The sequence below is a fragment of the Streptococcus sp. HMSC064D12 genome (assembly GCF_001837205.1).
Lineage (GTDB): Bacteria > Bacillota > Bacilli > Lactobacillales > Streptococcaceae > Streptococcus > Streptococcus salivarius_D.
Genome location: NZ_KV831747.1, coordinates 1 through 4,179, shown reverse-complemented (window position 1 = coordinate 4,179; position 4,179 = coordinate 1). Strand labels below are relative to the sequence as shown.

5 protein-coding genes are annotated in these 4,179 nt (G+C 38.2%); 4 read left to right on the top strand and 1 reads right to left on the bottom strand.

Going from position 1 to position 4,179, the window contains the following annotated elements:
* Positions 1-804: 804 nt before the first annotated feature.
* The gene (locus HMPREF2697_RS06055; RefSeq protein WP_045769125.1) at positions 805-1,758 is read right to left on the bottom strand and encodes a hypothetical protein; all 954 of its coding nucleotides are present in this window, start codon (positions 1,756-1,758) and stop codon (positions 805-807) included.
* A gap of 186 nt (positions 1,759-1,944) precedes the next feature.
* On the opposite strand from HMPREF2697_RS06055, the gene HMPREF2697_RS06050 reads away from it, so the two are divergent.
* The 4 genes from HMPREF2697_RS06050 (at position 1,945) to HMPREF2697_RS06035 (ending at position 4,018) form a co-directional block, all read left to right on the top strand.
* On the top strand, positions 1,945-2,136 hold the full coding sequence (locus tag HMPREF2697_RS06050; RefSeq protein ID WP_037599306.1) for a hypothetical protein: 192 nt from the start codon (positions 1,945-1,947) through the stop codon (positions 2,134-2,136).
* Positions 2,136-3,023, top strand: coding sequence for a replication initiator protein A (locus HMPREF2697_RS06045; RefSeq protein ID WP_049545454.1), 888 nt, complete (start codon positions 2,136-2,138; stop codon positions 3,021-3,023). The genes HMPREF2697_RS06050 and HMPREF2697_RS06045 overlap by 1 nt, the downstream gene beginning before the upstream one ends.
* 88 nt (positions 3,024-3,111) lie before the next feature.
* Positions 3,112-3,354 carry a hypothetical protein gene (locus HMPREF2697_RS06040; RefSeq protein WP_037599304.1) on the top strand — a complete coding sequence of 81 codons (243 nt, stop codon included), beginning with the start codon at positions 3,112-3,114 and terminating at the stop codon, positions 3,352-3,354.
* Positions 3,355-3,706: 352 nt separating this feature from the next.
* A complete protein-coding gene (locus tag HMPREF2697_RS06035) occupies positions 3,707-4,018 on the top strand; it encodes a hypothetical protein (RefSeq protein ID WP_037599303.1) in 312 nt (103 codons plus the stop codon).
* Positions 4,019-4,179 lie beyond the last annotated feature (161 nt).

Below are 4,179 nucleotides of genomic sequence, written 5' to 3'. Positions count from 1 at the left end.
GTAAAGCTCATGAGAAATGTTAGTAGGTATAAAATGGAGACACTTAGGTTGTTGCGTAAAATAGCCTAAGGAGTGATACCCATGCCACACGAAACGTAAATCCTATATTCTTAAGATGAACGAGGTGAGTTCATGAAAAATATCAGTAGGTATAAAAACGGCGATTAAAAATGTTGCATAAAATAGCTACAAGGGAGTGATACCACCAGAAATCGAAAGCTAAACTCAAGATTAACGTCAAAAAGTGAGGTAAAGCTCATGAGAAATGTTAGTAGGTATAAAAATGGAGACACTTAAGCTGTTGCGTAAAATAGCTTAAGGAGTGATACCGATGCCAAATGAGTAAACTATCGACAAAAGTTAAATGCTTAAATCTTGTAACAAAGTACCGAGGTGACGCTTATGTTGATGTTTGATGTAAGTCGTTATAAGAACGGCGACAAGTAGATCTCATTGAGTGGTCAATGGGGAGATAGGTCTCAAATCATACGAATCAGAGGTGATTACTATGATGATGAATTTAGGACGTTATAAAAATGGAGACACCTTAAGTTATTGCATAAAATAGCTTAGGGAGTGATACCAATGTAATAGAAAATTTACAATACATAAAAGTTATTTGTAAGTTGATGGAGGTAATCTATGATTGCTAGGTATAAAAATGGTGACACACAATGACTCCTCCTTATGAAAATATTTTTTACAAAATTCCAAAAGGATGTTCTAATGACAATTGAAGAATCTTAAAAGCTCATTCTAGCGTGTAAGAATGAGCTTTTTGATATGTTGAATTTTGAAAGTTACTTAATCCTTATTGTTTAACTGGACCTTTCGTAGGAGAGCCAGTCTTTTTTGTTCTTCGACTAGAGCCATAAAGATTTGGTATTGATTTTTAAGATGCGGCAGGAAGCTCTTAGGAATCTTGCTATCAAAGCTTAGGTTGTTCAGAAATATGGGGGCGCTACTGTCTCTATAGATTTGTCCTTGGAAGAAGTAGTTGTCGGTCACGATATCAATTGAGATACGTGATGAGCGCCATCGACGTTTGCGCATGTACTTGGGTTTCCAACGAATCTTAAGTTGTTGGTCCTTGATATACCACCCCATGATGTCTATTTTAGCGGTCTGTTTCGTTTTGTCATCACAGTAGGTTACTGGTACGCTTAGAACCTGTTGGCTTCTTGGTGAGGTTAAGAAGGGATGAAAATCAGGAATGAAGTCGTAGTCCTTGCTGGATACTTCCGAAAGACCGTTTTCTTCTCGTATTTTGCTACGACTGGCGTACTTGAAGAAGTCAAAACTCTTATCCTGTCTTTCTAGTCGATCAGCCTCTAATTGATATCTTGCCACCTGATCACCGATATTTTTAGTCGTCTTGAGGTAACGCATGATTTCTGCATCCTTGTAGTAAAGAGCGACGAGATTTTTTAGACGCTGACTAGGGTCCAGAGAGTGTAACTTGTCTGGAAAAGACAAGATTTGTATGCTATGAACAGAGGCCAAAGGGACAGCAGCGATGCCTGATAAGACCTTGTCTTGTTCAAAGAGGGAGACGGTATCAAAATGACTGGTATGTCCAAGCGAATGTCTTATGTCAACAACAAAGAGGTTATTGTCCTGTTTAAAAGTGATAATATAGGTATCACTCGGACCTAAGTTTTTAAGGTTATATTCTAGGGAAGTAATAGGAATATTATAGTAGTGGTTAAAGGTTGGAAGTCCTAGTTTTTCTCCTAATTTCTTTTTATGATAAAGCATTCTCTTATTTTAGCATGAAGTTTGACCGGAGAAAAGATGACGCATAGGGCTTAATTTTTTTATGAGGGAAAATTTCTAACTCTTTACGTATGTGTCCTGAATTGGGAGAATTAGATAAATAACATTAAGAGAACGTGGAAAGCGTTCTCTTTGTTTTTTCTCATACTAACTCTCGGAGGTTCAATTATGAAATCAAATCAGAAAAAATTACGTGCTAAACAAAGACAATCAAGAAATATGGTTATTGTGTCATTGATGAATGATACAGGATGGTCACGTGAAAAAGTAGTTGAATCTTTGAAGGAACTTGAAGAGTATAACTTGATTAAGTTTCCTAAACAAGGTGGTATGATGCTGAAAGTTGGGGAGGTAAGGTAATGGCTTACGGTAGAATTTCTTTAGAGCAGGCTTTGAATAGCGACAATTTCTATCAACTTCCAAAAGTGGTTATTAAATCTAAGTATTACCGCAAACTGAAAGCAGAAGCTAAGTTGATGTTTATGCTTTGCCGTGACCGTTTAAGTGCTTCGCTTGATAGCACTCGTAAAGGTGACTTACGATTCGTGGATGACTTGGGCGATATTTTTATTTATTACAACATTGAGGACTTGTCTGAAGACCTTGGTTGTGGTCGAGATAAAGTCATGAAGTTGAAAAAAGAGTTAATTAAATATGGGCTGATTGATGAAGTTAGACAAGGTTTAAATAAGGCTAATCGCATCTATGTCAAGAACGCTATCACAGATATTCAAATTCTTAATATGGAATTTGAGGAAGCTCAACAGCTCTTAAACCCAGTGAAATCAACGGAAGTCGAAAAAGCCGACTTCCGGAAGTCGGAAAATACGACTTCAAGAAGTCGTGAAATCAGACTTCAAGAAGTCGCAAATTACGACTCAACTTATACTAAAGTGAGTGAGATTAAAGAGAGTAATAATAAAGTCAGTCATTTTGATGATGATGAGGAAATGGCTCACTCTAGTCAAGATGATAAATATCAAAATACGCTAAACCGCAAAGTTGATGAAGCAACACAGTACGATAGAGATTATATTTGGGGACTTGTATATGACCGTCTAAGACAAGAGAGGTTCTCAAAAGCTTCAGCAGACTTTGTAATGCGCCACTTTGATGAACGTTATCAATACGCCCTGGAAAATATGCGTTACGCATCCTCTACAGAAAAAATTGCAGAATTTGTTTTTAATGGCATTCTAGCTGTTTTCAATCAAGAGAGACGAAAACAAGAAAATACGAATGGATGACCTGGCGAATATAACGCAAGCACCTTCTTGAGAAGCATGACCTGGATAAGTCGTTAAACTGTCACAAATGTTTTCAGGAGGTAGCAAAATGAAATTTGCTAACAAACTTATGCTTGCAGTCACTCTTCTTGGAGTGGGTGGTGCAACAATCAGTGCTGTTCAGCACAAGACAGGTGATAATGTTGCACACGCAGATACTCCAGTGAGACGTTACTATGAGTACCGCCGAATTCGTGGAAGACTCTATTACCGTAGTGTCCTAAAAGGCTATGCTAACGGAGTTGGATGGGTTTACGACAGCGTTGGCCCTTGGATTTCAACTGGTATGTAACAAGCTGCTTTAGCTTTGACCTTAGCAGGTCTTAAAACTGCTTGATGTTCCTTGAAAACTGAATAATAATCTTTCGTCCTGATTAGTGATACTCAAGGCATAAAATAAAGAAATGGGGGCGAAAGCGTAGCTAGTAGAAGTATATCTAGCGCCTGGTATCAAGTATAACAAAGGCACACTTACAGGAAGTAAGTGCTAACGAGGTAGGACCCACAGTTAAAATTGTGTGGTTGGTCAAGCGGGCCGTGGCTACCAGCCTTAATGAGTTCGAGGTGAACAAAGCTATAAACCTTACGTCAAAATGCAGATTTAACTATTTTGGGTTAAACAAAAGCAAAAAAAGGAGTTCGAAATGAATGATACTCTTTTGAGATTATCCGATCTCAGGCAACTCGGTCTTGAAGGTGGTGTAATGCTATATCTTCAAGACGGTACCGTTGCCAAATGTCGACCAAAGTTCGCAGCAATTCAAAAAAAAGAGCGAAAAAATGGACGACTTGTAAACGTGGAAGAGATTGTGCCTTTTGCAACTATATTTCAAGCAATATCAGTCGTTAAACGGAATAATTTAGTTATTGCAAGAAAATTTGTGCAAAACAACCAATCCTTCCTTCGCTTAAGCGGTGTCGGTTATCACCGCAAGGAAAAGAAAAGAGAGGTATGAGACTTTGAATAAAGCGAAATTTATTTCACTTATCTCAACAGCAGTGCTTGCAACTGCATCATCAGGGGTTTTCGCTGATGAAACAACGCCTGTTATTGACGGGTCAACTAGCCCAACGGTTAGCGTGACGCCTACTGTTCCAACAGACAAGGTTCCTGATA